The sequence below is a fragment of the Thiohalocapsa sp. ML1 genome (assembly GCF_001469165.1).
In the GTDB taxonomy this organism is placed as follows: Bacteria; Pseudomonadota; Gammaproteobacteria; order Chromatiales; family Chromatiaceae; genus Thiohalocapsa.
The window spans coordinates 55,751-68,968 of sequence record NZ_JABX01000034.1 but is presented as its reverse complement, the minus strand read 5'-3'; the positions used below and the strand labels follow the sequence as shown (position 1 = coordinate 68,968).

The window sequence follows — 13,218 nt, the reverse complement described above, 5'->3', positions numbered from 1 at the left end:
TCACCGTGCAGCAGCGCATTGAGGCACTGAACTTGGCGCCGGACATCGAACCGGCCGTCCTCGGACAACTGATCCCGGCGCTCGACACCGACACGCGCGCATCTATCGAGCAGGTCGCCGGCGATTGCGCCGACCTGTTTCAGCGCTCCAGCTCCGCGGTGGAGGGCCGCAACGGCCAGCTCTCGCTCCATCACCACGGCCGTCATCGCCTCAGCGATCGCAAGCTCGCCGCGCTCACCGCCGTGCACAACTTCCACATCCGCCGCCCCGACGGCACCACCGCCGCCGAGCGCTTCTTCGGTCGCGCGCCGCCGCCGCTGTTCGAGCAGCTCATCGCGCGCATGCCGCTGCCGCCGCGCCCGCGCCGACGACGACCGCCGACGCCAAAGGTGCCCTACCTGACTCCGCTGGCCGCATGACCGGGGGGTGGACGGAGTTATGATCAAGGCCGAGAAAGGATATCGATCTCTTTGTGGCCGTGGAGGACGTTTACGGCGTTGTACCCGGGGACCTTTTGGAAATGCACGATGTGCTTGAAGTTCCAACTCACGATTCGCAGATCCAATACCCCTGGGGTAACCTCAACGACCTCGGCTAACAGTAGCATGCTGGCGAAGAATTCGCGCACGGCCTCCGGCGCAAACATGATCTCGCGCTCGACAACAGCCGAACTGACGAGGTGAAACCTCTGTTCGCGAACCTCTTTGAAAAACTCCGTACTTGGCGAAGAGAATTCGTCATCGAACACTCCACCAAATACAGATGTGTCAGCGTATATCCGCATTCTAACCAGCCAGGGGCCACAGCCATCACATTCTGAATGTTCGGTACGGAAGCCGCGGCTCGCTTCGCTCGCGCGATCTAACCTTATTCGTTGGGCCGTCTCGCCCCGCCTTTCGACCCGCCGGCCCAGCTCTTGTATGGGTGCGGCCTGCGCTTGTTCGAGTGCCAGAAGCTGCGGGTCCAGGCACGTCAATCTGGAAGTGCGTATCCTGACGGTGCACGACGGCAAAGGCCAGAAGGATCGAGCTCTGCCGCTCCCGGAGGTGCTGATGCCGGCACTCCAGGCGCAGATGGATGCCGTGGCGAGCCTGCACCGCGCGGACCTAGCCGCGGGATACGCCGGGACCTTTCTGCCCAACCGCTATGAGCAGAAGTCCAAGTCGGCGGCGAGGGAGCTTGCGTGGCAGTGGTTCTTTCCGGCGGCGCGGTTGACGCGGATGCCGCAGACCGGTGAGCTGCGCCGCTATCACCTGCACGATACGGCGCTGCAAAAGGCCCTGAAGGCGGCGGTGCTGGAGGCGGGCATTCCCAAGCGGGCCTCCGCGCATACCTTGCGCCACAGCTATGCCTCGCACCTGCTGCAGGCGAACGACGACATTCGCACCATCCAGGAGCTGCTGGGCCACGGCAGCGTGAAGACGACGATGATCTATACCCATACAGTGCCCAGCGTGACCGTGAAGCAGGCGCGGAGTCCTTTGGATCTTTGATGGGAAGTAGCGCCTTATCCTTGGCATCGGGAATCTTCGGCCTGCGCCCGGACCGCGTTGAACGAAGGGGTGCACGGCAGGACCTGCCTGAGCGAGGTCTTCATCGACATCGCAGCCGCCATGGTGATGCCGAACGACCGGCCGCCGCGGTGACAATACCGCCGAGCCGCGTGGAGATGGGGGCGGGCAAGCGGCCTCGCTGCTCGCCCGCCCGCCGCGCCTGCCGGCCTCAGAGCGTCGGCAGCCCCGTCTGCTGCACCTGATACACCAGCCGATCGAACACGTGGTCGACCTCGTCGTAGCTGTTGTAGACGCCATGGGTCGAGATGCGGAAGCCGACGCGGTCGTCGCCGGATGCCGCCAGGCTCGACTTCCAGGTGACGAAGCGGATGTAGACCTTCGGGTCCTCCGCCGCGAGCGCGTTGCCGACGTTGCCGATGGCCGCGCGCAGGCCGGCGTAGCTCGCGCTGTCGTCCCTTCCGACGAAGGGATTGAACGAGGTCAGCGCCGTCGCGAACGGACTGTACGGCGGGCGCGCGTCAACCCAGAGCGAGCCCGGCCACTGGGCGTCGATCTTGGCCTTCAGATAGTTGCCGAGCTCGACGCCGCGCTGGTAGATCGCATCCAGGCCGATCTGCTCGAAGAAGGCGAGGGCGTCCGTCATCGCGTACAGGGCAGGGCGGTTGTTCTCGCCGCGGGACTGAATCCAGGTGCTCGGGTCGTACTGGCGGTTGGCGATGGCCCCGGGCGACAGAAAGGCGTACAGGAAGAAGTTGCCGAGCTCGAAGGGCGGCAGGTCGCTGCCGGTGTTGCGGACGTACAGGATGCCCGTGCCGGGGCCGCCGCAGAGCCACTTGTGGCCGGCACCCGAGACGAAGTCCGCCCCATAGGCCTGCAAGTCGATGGGCAGCATGCCGAAGCCGTGCGCGGTGTCGACGATGCTGTAGGCGCCGTAGGCGCGCGCCAGCGCGCAGAGATCCTCCACCGGCAGCCGCAGGCCGTTCTTGAAGAAGATGTCCGAGACGGCGAGGTACTGCTTCGCGCCCGCGGGCAGGGGTGCGGCCAGCGCGGGCTCGAATAGGTCCAGCACGTCCTGCACCGTGATGGCGGCCGTGAAGGGCGAGATGAGGCCCATGTCGATGGTCACCACCTCCACGCCGTGGTTGGCGGCGGCCCAGGCGATGGGACCGGTCAGCGCCGGGTGCTCGAAGCTCGTGGTGATGATGCGGTCACCCGCCTGCCAGGGCGTGCCCGCGAAGATCAGATTGCAGCCGTCGGTGGTGTTGTAGCTCAGCACGATCTCGGTCGCGCTCGCGGCGTTGTAGGCCGCTGCCACCTGCTGCTGGCGCGCGGCCAAGGCCGACGGGCTCAACGGGAACAGGTTCGGATAGTCGGCGTTGAGGTTGGCCTCCCAGTCCTTCGGGTCCTCGGCCTTGTAGAGGTTGTAGGCGCCGAGGTTGCCGAGCGCGAAGGCCGGCAGCGAGCCGGTGGTACCCGTGTTCATGTGGATGTAGTCGGCGTCCAGCGTGAAGGCCTTGCGGACCTTGCGCCAGTAGTTCTCGGTTGCGGGGTTGCCGTTGATCGCGGGCGGTGCTGACAGGCCCTTCGGCAACCAGCCACGACGCTGCCCCGAATTGCTGTCGGCAATGGCGGCGCCGGGCGCAAGCAGGCCGAGGCCGCCGGCGGCGGTTGCGGTGGCGACACCCTTCATGAAATCCCGGCGGCCAACACCCGGGGCGGATGCAGCATCCTGCTCGAAGTTGCGGCGGCTGTGCATGGTCATGACTGAGCACCTTTTGGTCCGGAAAATGGAAACAAGCGGCAACAGATTCGCTCCCCATCGAAATCCGATGGGCGAGCGAAGCCCTCGCAGTGACTGCGTGGAGGCATCGCCAGCAGAAACGCCGAGGGTCGGGTACAGCTCGGCGTCACGGCGGTGAGCTTAGATGGCGCGCTCGTCGATCTTGTGAGCCGTGTCACAGACCGATCAATGCGGACGCCTCGGCTCGCGGTCACTTGATACAGGACAGTGATGGGGCACGTCGAGCAGGTCGTCTGCCGACCAGCCCCGCGCCGGAACCTGAACCGGGAGGTGAACATTGGGCGCTTCCGGAATCACATCTGACTTAACATAATCTGCATTATGCGCAGCGGACCTGTAGGCGCAGTATAGTGATGTACGGGTGATCGAGCGCGTGCGCGACCGGCGGCTGTTGCAGGTCGATGCGGCAAAGCAGCTCGGCTTGACGCCGCGGCACATCAGCCGACTGGTGGACGCCTGCGAGCGCGACGGTCCGGTCGCGTTGGTGTCAGGACAGATCGTCGTAGAAGACTTCCACGGCATCCGCGAAATCGAACCCGTGCTTGCGCCGATTCGCCTGGCGCTTGGTCTCGTCCCACTCGAAGTCGATATCCACCCAGCCGAGCGGCGCGAACCGGACATTTCCACTTTAACCGAACGTCCGTAACTTCCGCCGAACATCCGGCGTCGCATGAGTCGATCCGCAGGGCTTCCCTGGTCCCGTCGTCAGGTTCATGATTCGGCGGACAACGCTGGCCGCCCGGTGCGCATCACCCAGCAGCCCCTGACGAGACAGCGCCCGAGTATTGGACGCCGACAGCGGGCTTTGCGCCTGCGCGGCGGGCTCCATGGCTAGGACGAACCGATCAGGAGCTGGTTTTGCTCAACTCAGCCGCGCTTCGTGTGCCCCTGTTGCTGGCCACCACCCTGGTGCCGATGCCCTCGGCAGGCGAAGCCGACGGCCCCGGGCGCACGCTGACCGTCGCCTCCAGCAACAACTTTCCACCCGTCAACTTTCTGGACCAGGACGGACACTTGACGGGCTTCGGGCGCGAGCTATCGGATGCGGCGCTGGCGCAACTCGGAGTCTCGGTACGCCGCCGGCACTCAGCGTCCTGGTTGGAGGTCCTGCAATGGCTGGAAGATGGTGACGCGGACCTGATCCACGACGCGGCCTACACCAAAGCGCGCGACACCTACCTCGACTTCTCCGTGCCCATTCTGGAACTGCCGGAGGTCATTTTCGTTCGGGATACGCACTTGACGATTCGGGATCTCGCCTCGCTCAATGGCAAATGGGTCGCCTGCGTGCGCGCCCACATCAGCCATCTCTATCTGCAAACCATGCCCGAGATCCATTGCCATGTCGTCGAGACGCCGGCCGAAGGCATCTATGCGCTGGTGTCGGGCGATGTGGATGCCTTTGTGTATCCCAAAGAGATCGTCGAGTTCTACACGCAAAGGCTGCGTCTGACCGACAAGCTCAAGATCGTTGGCGAGCCGTTACGGACGCTGGTATGGTCCATGGCCGTGCGCGACGGTGACAGCGCATTGCTGGCCGAGCTGAACCGTGCCATCACGCAGCTCAAGGCCAGCGGTGAATACGATCGGCTCTACACCAAGTGGTTCGGACGCAGGCTGCTCAGCGGCTACTCCGCGCCGGAGCTCTACACCCTGGTCGTCGTCGCGGCGCTGCTCGGACTCATGGTCAGCGGCGTCGCCATCCTGTTTCTCGACAACCGACGCGTCCGCAAAGCGCGGCTCGCGCTCCAGCAGAGTGAAGAACGGTATCGGCTGCTCGTCGAGAACCAATCCGACCTGATCGTCAAGGTGGACACGGCGGGACGCTTCCTGTTCGTGAGTCCGTCGTATTGCGACATGTTCGGCCTGCCCCGGGACTCGCTGCTGGGCAAGACCTACATGCCGTTCGTTCACGAAGAGGATCGTCTCGCAACCGCGCAGGCCATTGAGCAGTTGTCGGCATCGCCCTACTCCGCCTATGTGGAACAACGGGCCATGACGAAAGACGGCATGCGCTGGTTGGGCTGGCAGGACACCGCGGTGCTGGGCGAGAGCAACGAGGTCGTGGCCATCATCGGCGTCGGCCATGACATCACGGCCCGCAAGGCGGCAGAAGCCGCACAACAGGAAAGCGAGCTGCGCTTGCGCATCGCCGGGGAGCTGGCCTATGACCTGATCTACGAATGGTCTGTGGCCGACGAGAGCCTCACCTGGTTCGGTGACCTCGACCGCGCACTCGGCTATGACAAAGATGCCATCTCCCGGGGTGCATCGTTTTGGCTCAGCCTCATCCACCCGCAGGACGCAGCGCCGCTCACGCATGTTTTGCAACTGCGCGGCACGCCGAGCGACCCGCTGCACCTCGAATACAGAATTCAGCATCGTAGCGGCAGGTATCTGCACTGGAGTGACCAATGCGTACCGATGCTGGACGAGCATGGCCGCGCCTACAAGTGGCTCGGGGTCTGCAAAGACATCACCACGCAGAAGGACCAGCAACGCGCGCTGGAGTACATCGCCCACTTCGACACCCTGACCGATTTGCCGAATCGCGTCCTGCTCATGGTCCGCCTGCGCCAAGCGATGGCCCGGGAGAGGAATCGCGGCGGTCAGTTGGCGCTGGTCTACCTGGATGTGGACGGCTTCAAGCAGATCAACGACCGCTATGGCCACGAGGTGGGAGACCGCTTCCTGGCCGAGCTGGCCACTTGCCTCAAGCACGCTTTGAGGGGAAGCGACAGCATCGCCAGGGTCGGTGGCGACGAGTTTGTCGCCATGCTGCTGGACGCTGGCGACGCCGACGAATGCGCCCCGATGCTGGAGCGCCTCCTGCGTGCGGCAGCCGAGCCCGTGCGCGTCGGTGACCTCGTGTTGCGGGTCACCGCGAGCCTAGGTGTGACCTTCTATCCCCAGAGCGAGGACACGGATGCCGACCTGCTGCTGCGCCAAGCCGATCAGGCCTTGTATCAGGCCAAGCTCCTGGGCAAGAACCGTTACCACATCTTCGATGCGGCTGAAGACCGCAGCGTGCGCGGCCGGCACGAGGAGGTTCAGCGCATCAGCGAAGCCTTGGATTCCTCCGAGCTTGTTATCGAGTACCAGCCCTGCGTCAACATGCGCACCGGTGAGGTCTACGGCGTGGAGGCCCTGCTCCGCTGGCAACACCCGGAACGGGGGCTGCTAGCCCCGGCCTGCTTCCTGCCGCTGGTGCAGACGCACCCGCTGATGTCACGCCTGGGCGACTGGGTACTCGGCACGGCGCTGGCGCAGATGGAGGCGTGGTCGAGTGCGGGGCTGGATCTTCGCATCAGCGTCAATGTGGCGGCCTGGCAACTGCAGGACACCGGCTTCGTCGCGCACCTGGAGGCGCTGTTTGCCGCGCATCCGCGGGCGGACCCGCGGCGGCTGCAGCTCGAGGTGCTGGAAAGCGCCGCGCTGGAGGATCTGGCGCAGGTCTCGCGCATCATGCGCGACTGTGCCGCCATGGGCGTGCACTTCGCCCTTGATGACTTCGGCACCGGGTATTCCTCACTGACCTACTTGCAGCGGCTCCCCGTCCGCACGTTGAAGCTCGATCAGACCTTCGTGCAGGGGATGCTGGAAGACCCGGACGACCTGATCATCCTGGAAGGCGTGCTGCGCATGGGGACCGGCCTCGGGCGCGAGGTCATTGCCGAAGGCGTGGAGACGCGTGAGCAGGGCGAGCTGCTGCTCAAGATCGGTTGCGAGCGCGCCCAGGGCTTCGGCATCGCGCGCCCCATGCCGGCGCGCGACGTGCCCCAGTGGTGTCGCACCTGGCGCACCCACGACAACTGGCGCGAGCAGCGCCCCATCGAGCAGGACGACCTGCCCCTGCTGCTCGCATCCATCAGCCATCGCGCCTGGATGCGCGCGCTGGAGAACTATCTGCGCCTGCGCGCCGTGAAGCCACCGCCCATGCGACACCGCGACTGCGCCTTCGGTCACTGGTTGAAGCGCGTGAAGCAGGCTCGCTACGGCGGCAGTGCCGGGTGTGCCGCGCTGGTCGCGCTGCATGGCGACATCCATCGCACGGCGGACCACCTGTATGCGCTCCGGCTCGATGGGCAGCAGGAGCCCGCGCTCGTCGGACTCGACCGGCTGAAGGGCGAAAGCGACGCGCTCATCTCGCACATCGAAGGTCTCCTCGCCGCGCCGCGCCGCAGCACGGCCCCGGACAGCGCCTCTTACGCGGGCATTTCCAGAGACTTCTTCACCGCGGTCGAGACTTCTATCGAAACAAACGGAGCCGCTGAATAAGCGGATGGACGACGACGGCCTGAGTATTTTGGAGTTTTCGATGTCGAGCGGTTGATCCTCGCTGGGGTCTCGATCATCGCGTCGGCCATCACCACCACCGCACGGTCCGCCCTGCGGACCGCCCGCGACCCGCGAGTGCCGCTGGCCGGAACGACGATCGAGGCCCTCCTTGGCCTCGATCATCGTGCCGGCCACATCGCCTGCCGCACGCAAGCGGTTCGCACAGCGGACACTACTGCGCTGGGATCGCCGGCTTTCCAGCCGGCTCGCCGCCAGCGCGGCGGACCGGGATCGCCGGCTTTCCAGCCGGCTCGCCGCCGACGCGGCGGACCGGGATCGCCGGCTTTCCAGCCGGCTCGCCGCCAGCGCGGCTCGATGCCGCGTCGGCGGCGTCCTGGCCGATCAGAGAGCACATGCGCGCTCGTCCGCCCGGCCGCGCGGCATGGGCAACCGCCCGGCTCCCGCGCCGCAGATCGCGCGCCGGGGGCATCGAGCCCCCGGCACGCGAAGCCGGCTGAAAGCCGGCGCTCCCAGTCGGCGCCGGCGCGGTCTCGAGCCCGCTTGTCGGGCATAGCTCAGTTTGAGAGTTTGCAGATGAGTCAAGTGTACGACCACACCTGGGGGAAGGGCCGAGGGCCGCGGGCCGCGGGAGCCATCCTCGGCCCTCGGCCCTACAGCCGCCGCGCTCCGTAGCAGCCCCCGCGCGCTGGTCGGTGTGATGATCAAGGCCGGCCTGGACGACCAACCAGCGTCTTGGCTTTCCGTAATCGCCGGCTGCCGCGGCAAGAACGACGTCGCCGCGCCTTATGGTTCCCATGGGTGATGGTTCAGAATATCGGCCTGCAGCATGTCGATCTCCGCATCCGCATCGGCGTCGCTTGCAAAGGGCTCTGGCGCGACGACGCAACGCAGCGCCTCTTCAACCACCAAGCGCAGCGAAACCCCGCGTGCCCGCGCGATCGCTTGCACTTGCCGTTGGAGATCGTCTGGAATCGTGGCACGAAGCGTTGCCATCGAGAACCTCGTCTAACGTGGGCTAAGCCCAATCATGATCCAGGTCCTTGAGCGAGAACGGAGCCAAAAAGGGCAGCGTTTGTCAAGCACGAGAAAAGGGACCGCACGAACACAGGGATAGACCACGTTTTTGCACAGACCAAGCTCGCCCTGCCCTTCCGCGTGGCCGTCATTACGGGGCCGTCCGGGCAACCCCTTCCACGTGCGCCGGCCAAGCATGGCGGCGATCTGACGCTCGAACTTCGCGCTGCCAAGGACAAAACCGCCGTTCGTGCACTCGCGCAAGCGCCCCAGAACCTCTGCACTCAGCTCATATTGACCACGTCGCCGCGCACGCGATAGGGCTTGATGTAGGGTGTCCCGGCGATCACCAACTCACGCGTGTCGGTTATGCGTCCCGGCCGCCCGAGATGTGGATGGTCGGCGAGGTGCTCGATTACCTCGAGGATGCGCAGCACGCTTTGGTGCGCGGGGGAGCCGCCGCCGAGATGATCTGCGACCGCGTCCAGATCGCAGTCTGCGCGACGCGTCCAACGGATCCTCACGCCGGCTGCCCCCGATCGACGCCCGATCGACGCGAGCGTCGGCCCGGTTGCTCGTGAGGGCCTTTGGTCAGCCTTCTCCGCCGGACTCCGCCCGCAACAACCAGCGCCGCTTGACGGCCTCGTGGCTGACCAGCCGACCGGCATCGGCATCCTCGACGCCGGCCTGGATGGCCGCGATCTGCCAGGCGTTCAGCTTGATGTACTCGTCGATGGCGCGGAGCGCCACAAAGGACTTGGAGCGTTCGGTGGCTGCCGCGAGGGCGTCCAGCGCGGCGTTGGCCTCATCCGAGATGCGTAGCGTGAGGTCCAAGCGCTGACTTGCTCCGGCAATCATCATTAAAGCCCAAGTTGGCAGGGACGAGGTCAGGGACAGGGAACGCTGGCGCGCCTGGCTGCTGACCCCGGCAATCCCCCGAAGGGATGAGGGTCAAAGGCATCGGGGCATGGGGGGCATGGGGGGCATGGGGGGGCATGGGGGGGCATGGGCCGGAGTGTCGGCCTCCCGGCCGACACGGATCAGACCGAAACCAACTCGAATTCCGGGGACAGTTTACTTAACTCGCTCTCGGCGATCAGCCGGAGATGAGTAAACTGTCCCCGGAACTGGGATCCTCGGCATGGGCGAAGGTAGGCGCGACCGGGCCGCGATGCTGTGCCAGCTCGCGAACCTGCCGGCGCACCCGGAGTCCGTGCCGATCAATCTGTTGGTGCAGGTGGAGGGCCGGCCGGGAGGCCGACACTCCGGCCGGCCGGGAGGTCGACACTCCGGCCGGCCGCGAGCATGGACGGCGCGCCCAAGGTCAGTCCGTCTCGCCAAGGAGTCCGAGATCGAGCCGATCTTTCGGTCGGCCGGTCGCGCGTTTGTTGGCAATGAGCTGCGCACGCCCGAGCACCGGGATTGTCAGGCCACCGAGCTGCACGTCCAGGCGGCCCGCATGGGCGGCTGCGTAGTCGACGCCGTCGATGGAGGTGAGGATGTCAATGCGCCGCGGGGGCAGGCCGATCTGGTAAACCAGTCCCGGCGCAGTGAGATCGGCCTCGCTCAGGCGATGGGCGTCGATGGGGGCACCGAACCGGCGGAGGGCGGCGAGCACGCGCATCGCGTTCTCCTGCGTCGGCTCGACCAGGATGTCGAAGTCCCCCGTGGCGCGCGGGATACCGTGCGCCGCCAGCGCGTGGGCACCGACGACGATGAAGTCGGCACGCGCAGCTTGCAGGGCGTCGATCATGTCGCGGAAATCGACGTTGAATCCGGGCGCTTCAGCCATCGTCACCGTCAGAGGGTCGTTGCTTGATCTGCGCGGTACCGGCCGGCCGAATTACCCGTCCGGGTGCCGCCGTGCGCGGATAGTCCGGCCACGGCCGACCGGTGAGCGCCCAAGCGTCCAAGGTCAATTGCCAGACCATCGCCATGCGTTCCGCCGCCGTGGTGGTGGCGCTGAGGTCTTCGCCGGGCTCCTCGCCCAGCCGGTGTCGCTGCACGGGCCACGCGCGGCGAGCCGCGGCGCGAGCGGCACGGGCAGTGTCGTGGTCCGGCGGCTGTGGCGGCGTCGCGGTGTGCATTTGCGCTTGAAGGCGTCAGCGGTTGAATTACGGTAATTACGGTGACACTTTACCATTAATTACGGTGACACGTAAGATTCTTGTTGCTTCCTACCTCTCCATAGGTATCCCAAATCTGTAGCGCTAGATCCTTGCTCACTGGCTGGCGAACTTGCACATACGGAATCCTCGGATCAACTGCCCGATAGAAGCCGATCAAGTTGGACACCAAATCCTCGGCACTATATCCACTATTCGTAGCCCAGCGGAACGGCCATCCAGACTGCATAGACTCGAAAGCGTCGGACACGTCCAGAAAAATTGACAGCGCTACCGACTTCTTGTCGCTTGTATTGAGGCCTTTCTTAATGTCGTACACCCGCTGAACACCTAGTTTGATATGTTTATTGCCCATCAGTTGCTTGTACTTAATTCTGAAGTATCCCGGTTGCCGCCTGGTTTCCCGGCGGTGCTGCAATATCTCTGCCATGCGACGGTTCGGCTCCCGACTCGGAGCAGTAGGACTTGGAGTGTTACACCATCCGGCTCCCGGCCCAAGTCTTCCGCCGTGGAACAGGGGAGCGAGTCCAGCGCCCTATCGACTCCGCGCGTGCGGCTTCCGCCGCGCCGCCGAGCTTGCCGCGCACCGCCACAGGGCGGGCACGCCGACGGCGTGAAACGCGCGGGCATGGTGGTCACGGACTTAAGTCCTCTCGGTTTAGGGCCGCGTTTCACCCGCGCATTGTCTCGGGCCGCCACCCGCAATGCTGACCGCGCATGACCCGGCGTCACAGCTCGTAGGGGTGGCTCCGACTTCCACGCATCACCGCCCGTGTCCTCGCTTTTACGCTTGTTCGCGGGTGCCCGCTTCCCGCGGACCGATGCGCGGATCTCCCTGGTTACCGCGTGTTCTCGATCTCAATATCCACACGGTCAGGCTCGACACGGCCTCGGACCCCGGGGAGTATCCGTGCCGCTCGCCAGAGCGCGACACGGATTGTTGCCTGCCGGCGGGACAAAACCGTCGGCACTCACCAACCAAAATTTTCGGGGCTCAACACCTTCAGGGTCGGCTTCACCCGTTACCTTTGCACCTCGCCTGCGCATCAGCCGAAGCATCGACGCGCCTGTTACCAGTCACGCCGCAAGGCTCGATACTGGGCTCGCGGCTCACGATTACCCAGGCGGGACTCGCACCCGCTAGAACACGCGGCCTTGCCAGGCCGCACTGTCCCGGTTTTCCTTCCTGTCCCGGTTTTCCTTCCTGTTTTACTCCCGGCTTTCCGCGGTTTTCCGTCCTTTCTGTGTCGCCTTAGCTTGTGAGGCTGGCCTCGATTCCGCACAATATCGGTGGAACGTCCGCTGTTTCGCTCCGTCAGTGAGGGCAACCCGCACCATGAAGCTCAAAGTGATCGTCCACGAGGCCGAAGAAGGTGGTTACTGGGCTGAGGTTCCTGCTATCCCAGGATGCGCGACCCAGGGCGACACCTTCGAAGAGCTGCTTGCCAATCTCTATGATGCCGTAGAGGGTTGCCTCTCCGTCGACGTCGAAGAGATTGCCATCCAAGACACCGATCGAGTCATGGAGATCGCCGTTTGAAAGCCGTCAGCGGTAAGCACTTTTGCCGGCTGCTCGAAGCGCACGGCTGGGTGCTCTATCGCATCGCGAGCAGCCACCACATCTACGGGAAACAGGGCAATCCCTCCCGCATCTCCGTGCCCGTGCATGGCAACGCCACGCTCAAGATCGGCCTGCAAAGGCACCTGATGAAGGTCTCCGGAATCGAAGAGTCCGAGCTGTAGTCGGCGCAGTATCCCCTGAGCGCCAGCGAGCCGCATCGCGGCTGCGATGGGCACTACGTGGCCCGACCGCTTACCCCCGCTCGCGAAACACTAGTGGTACGACCCCAGTTCCTCCCTCTTCTCCGGTTGAGCTTAGTAGAAAACCGTGGTCTGTCCCCCTTTTTTTCGTCCCCCTTTTTTTCGACCGGTTGGCATAAAGGGCTCTGACCCCTTTATCCGGACCCCTTTATCCGACCCCTTTATCCCGCGGCCTTGCCAGGCCGCACTGACCCCTTTTTCGCTTCGACCCCTTTTCGCTTTTTCCCCTCACTTGAGATGGACGACCGTGAGATAGAACTGCCGCCCAGATGCCGCCAGAGCCACCAGGCCGTTGGCCTGAGCGACAGCGCTGATTGCGCCGCCGATCCGAGCATAGACTTCTGGCAGAAACAACGACACGAGGGCTGCGCTCAGCACCACCATGAACAGCACCGCCGCCAGGTATAGGCCTTTCAGCATCCGCTCAAAGTGGCCAGTAAGCCGCAGGTTCACCACCAGTTTGCGGTCCATGACCGCCGTAAGAATCGACAACGCGGCAATGACGAAGCCCAGCAGCGTGCCGGCGATCGATGCCAACGTGCCGCAGATGGACAGCACGTCCGCATGCGATCGCGGCGCCAGTGCCTCATGGGCGTAAAACGCCGCCACTGGAGAGGCGACGAGCAACACCACGGGCAGAGCC

16 protein-coding genes and 1 pseudogene are annotated in these 13,218 nt (G+C 64.9%); 6 read left to right on the top strand and 11 right to left on the bottom strand.

Going from position 1 to position 13,218, the window contains the following annotated elements; translation table 11 throughout:
- Window positions 1-419 (top strand): DUF6399 domain-containing protein (locus tag ML01_RS29710; protein ID WP_254045318.1); only part of this gene is annotated, 419 nt, incomplete at its 5' end.
- A gap of 23 nt (window positions 420-442) precedes the next feature.
- Here ML01_RS29710 and ML01_RS19190 read toward each other — a convergent pair.
- Entirely contained in the window at window positions 443-748 is a 306-nt protein-coding gene (locus ML01_RS19190; protein ID WP_216819233.1) for a hypothetical protein, read from the bottom strand.
- Window positions 749-983: 235 nt separating this feature from the next.
- Here ML01_RS19190 and ML01_RS19185 point away from each other — a divergent pair, with 235 nt between their 5' ends.
- The gene (locus ML01_RS19185; protein ID WP_058557005.1) at window positions 984-1,493 is read left to right on the top strand and encodes a tyrosine-type recombinase/integrase; all 510 of its coding nucleotides are present in this window, start codon (window positions 984-986) and stop codon (window positions 1,491-1,493) included.
- Window positions 1,494-1,722: 229 nt separating this feature from the next.
- On the opposite strand, the gene ML01_RS19180 is transcribed toward ML01_RS19185, so the two are convergent.
- Window positions 1,723-3,276: an aminotransferase class V-fold PLP-dependent enzyme gene (locus tag ML01_RS19180; RefSeq protein WP_254045317.1), complete on the bottom strand. Its 1,554-nt coding sequence runs from the start codon at window positions 3,274-3,276 to the stop codon at window positions 1,723-1,725.
- A 526-nt stretch (window positions 3,277-3,802) separates the two neighbouring features.
- Window positions 3,803-3,910, bottom strand: a complete 108-nt coding sequence (locus ML01_RS31445; protein ID WP_082674449.1) for a BrnT family toxin — start codon at window positions 3,908-3,910, stop codon at window positions 3,803-3,805.
- A gap of 263 nt (window positions 3,911-4,173) precedes the next feature.
- On the opposite strand from ML01_RS31445, the gene ML01_RS19175 reads away from it, so the two are divergent.
- Window positions 4,174-7,593, top strand: a complete 3,420-nt coding sequence (locus ML01_RS19175; protein ID WP_058557004.1) for an EAL domain-containing protein — start codon at window positions 4,174-4,176, stop codon at window positions 7,591-7,593.
- A gap of 232 nt (window positions 7,594-7,825) precedes the next feature.
- Here ML01_RS19175 and ML01_RS29040 read toward each other — a convergent pair whose 3' ends face one another.
- From ML01_RS29040 to ML01_RS19165, 4 genes are all read right to left on the bottom strand, one after another.
- Window positions 7,826-8,008 (bottom strand): hypothetical protein, encoded by a 183-nt coding sequence (locus tag ML01_RS29040; RefSeq protein ID WP_156427856.1) that lies wholly within the window; start codon window positions 8,006-8,008, stop codon window positions 7,826-7,828.
- A gap of 389 nt (window positions 8,009-8,397) precedes the next feature.
- Window positions 8,398-8,607: a hypothetical protein gene (locus tag ML01_RS29035; protein WP_156427855.1), complete on the bottom strand. Its 210-nt coding sequence runs from the start codon at window positions 8,605-8,607 to the stop codon at window positions 8,398-8,400.
- 305 nt (window positions 8,608-8,912) lie between these two features.
- Complete coding sequence (locus ML01_RS27645) at window positions 8,913-9,296, bottom strand: type II toxin-antitoxin system RelE/ParE family toxin (protein ID WP_082674448.1); 384 nt, start codon at window positions 9,294-9,296, stop codon at window positions 8,913-8,915.
- On the bottom strand, window positions 9,220-9,462 hold the full coding sequence (locus ML01_RS19165) for a CopG family ribbon-helix-helix protein (RefSeq protein WP_216819232.1): 243 nt from the start codon (window positions 9,460-9,462) through the stop codon (window positions 9,220-9,222). The genes ML01_RS27645 and ML01_RS19165 overlap by 77 nt, the downstream gene beginning before the upstream one ends.
- A 295-nt stretch (window positions 9,463-9,757) precedes the next feature.
- Between ML01_RS19165 and ML01_RS30760 the strand changes: the two are divergent.
- Window positions 9,758-9,880 (top strand): annotated as a pseudogene (locus tag ML01_RS30760) (biotin synthase); the annotation flags it as partial.
- A 72-nt stretch (window positions 9,881-9,952) separates the two neighbouring features.
- On the opposite strand, the gene ML01_RS19160 reads toward ML01_RS30760, so the two are convergent.
- The 3 genes from ML01_RS19160 to ML01_RS29030 form a co-directional block, all read right to left on the bottom strand.
- Window positions 9,953-10,381 carry a hypothetical protein gene (locus tag ML01_RS19160; RefSeq protein WP_216819231.1) on the bottom strand — a complete coding sequence of 143 codons (429 nt, stop codon included), beginning with the start codon at window positions 10,379-10,381 and terminating at the stop codon, window positions 9,953-9,955.
- Window positions 10,382-10,412: 31 nt separating this feature from the next.
- Complete coding sequence (locus ML01_RS19155; RefSeq protein ID WP_156427854.1) at window positions 10,413-10,634, bottom strand: hypothetical protein; 222 nt, start codon at window positions 10,632-10,634, stop codon at window positions 10,413-10,415.
- Window positions 10,635-10,770: 136 nt separating this feature from the next.
- The gene (locus tag ML01_RS29030; protein WP_156427853.1) at window positions 10,771-11,184 is read right to left on the bottom strand and encodes a hypothetical protein; all 414 of its coding nucleotides are present in this window, start codon (window positions 11,182-11,184) and stop codon (window positions 10,771-10,773) included.
- A gap of 906 nt (window positions 11,185-12,090) precedes the next feature.
- Here ML01_RS29030 and ML01_RS19150 point away from each other — a divergent pair.
- Together ML01_RS19150 and ML01_RS19145 are read left to right on the top strand one after the other, a co-directional pair.
- Window positions 12,091-12,294, top strand: coding sequence for a type II toxin-antitoxin system HicB family antitoxin (locus ML01_RS19150; protein WP_058557009.1), 204 nt, complete (start codon window positions 12,091-12,093; stop codon window positions 12,292-12,294).
- A complete protein-coding gene (locus ML01_RS19145) occupies window positions 12,291-12,497 on the top strand; it encodes a type II toxin-antitoxin system HicA family toxin (RefSeq protein WP_058557000.1) in 207 nt (68 codons plus the stop codon). Before ML01_RS19150 ends, ML01_RS19145 begins: the two co-directional genes overlap by 4 nt.
- A 306-nt stretch (window positions 12,498-12,803) precedes the next feature.
- Here the strand turns inward: ML01_RS19145 and ML01_RS19140 are convergent, their stop codons facing one another.
- A complete protein-coding gene (locus ML01_RS19140) occupies window positions 12,804-13,208 on the bottom strand; it encodes a hypothetical protein (protein ID WP_156427852.1) in 405 nt (134 codons plus the stop codon).
- Between the last annotated feature and the right edge of the window lie 10 nt (window positions 13,209-13,218).

Bases quoted from the DNA above. Each gene is read 5' to 3' on its own strand.
- ML01_RS29040 (WP_156427856.1), bottom strand. From the start codon at position 8,008: ATGTGCTCTCTGATCGGCCAGGACGCCGCCGACGCGGCATCGAGCCGC.
- ML01_RS19180 (WP_254045317.1), bottom strand. From the start codon at position 3,276: ATGACCATGCACAGCCGCCGCAACTTCGAGCAGGATGCTGCATCCGCC.
- ML01_RS29030 (WP_156427853.1), bottom strand. From the start codon at position 11,184: ATGGCAGAGATATTGCAGCACCGCCGGGAAACCAGGCGGCAACCGGGA.
- ML01_RS27645 (WP_082674448.1), bottom strand. From the start codon at position 9,296: ATGCCGGTCGGCTGGTCAGCCACGAGGCCGTCAAGCGGCGCTGGTTGT.
- ML01_RS29035 (WP_156427855.1), bottom strand. From the start codon at position 8,607: ATGGCAACGCTTCGTGCCACGATTCCAGACGATCTCCAACGGCAAGTG.
- ML01_RS19150 (WP_058557009.1), top strand. From the start codon at position 12,091: ATGAAGCTCAAAGTGATCGTCCACGAGGCCGAAGAAGGTGGTTACTGG.
- ML01_RS19160 (WP_216819231.1), bottom strand. From the start codon at position 10,381: ATGATCGACGCCCTGCAAGCTGCGCGTGCCGACTTCATCGTCGTCGGT.